This window comes from Streptomyces winkii (assembly GCF_032248595.1).
GTDB lineage: Bacteria > Actinomycetota > Actinomycetes > Streptomycetales > Streptomycetaceae > Streptomyces > Streptomyces winkii.
This window is the reverse complement of the sequence record NZ_JASTTH010000018.1, coordinates 1-794: the sequence shown is the minus strand read 5'-3', so window position 1 is coordinate 794 and position 794 is coordinate 1. Positions and strand designations below refer to the sequence as shown.

1 pseudogene is annotated in these 794 nt (G+C 68.5%); it reads right to left on the bottom strand.

Features of this window, described 5'->3' with window-relative positions:
* Positions 1-794, bottom strand: a pseudogene (locus tag QQM67_RS30490) (hypothetical protein); the annotation flags it as partial.

Genomic DNA, 794 nt, shown 5'->3' with positions numbered 1-794 from the left:
CGGGCAGATCCACCAACCCACCCCAACGACGCGGCAACTCCAACGCCGCCACACGACCCAAACCCCACACCGCAGACTGCACCGGCGCCGACACCACATCCCCCGGCACCGCCACCACAGCACCCGCCGTCACACCCCACACAGACCCCGACACACCCACATCAGCCAACGCCTGAACCAACAAGACAAAACCCCACAAGCCCCCAGGCACACCTGCACCAGAACCCGCCTCACCCGCAGCCCCGTCCACCACAGGCAGGAAAGACAGCACACCCGCGCACTCCACGTCCGCGGGCAGAACCTCACCAAGGCGCGCCGCCAACTCAGCCCGATCCCAGCCGGGTTCGACCTCCAGGCATGCAGCCCCCGCACCCAGAAGCCCCACGACGGACGACGCCCACTCCACCGGCACACCACCACCAGCAGGCACCACCACCAACCACACACCGGCCTCCGACGCCGAGCCGGCGTCGTTCACGGAGGGGTCAGCCCCGTTCGAAGAGGGTGCAGCTCCGTTCGCTGCGGGCTCCTGGAGCAGTGCGCCGTCGTCGCCGGAAGCGGCGAGTTCGGTCAGCGAATTTCCACCGGAAATTGCAGGTACGGCACCGGAATTGGCGGGTGTTTTGTGGGTGAGGGGTTTCCACCACTCGCGGTAGCACCAGCCACCCGCACGAGAACGCACCTGTTCCCGGCCACGCCATTCCGACAGCCCCGACGCCACCACCCGCGCCGTCGACGCATCAACGCCCAGCACCCCGGCCAGCACATCCGCATCCCCGGACTCCACCAGCCCC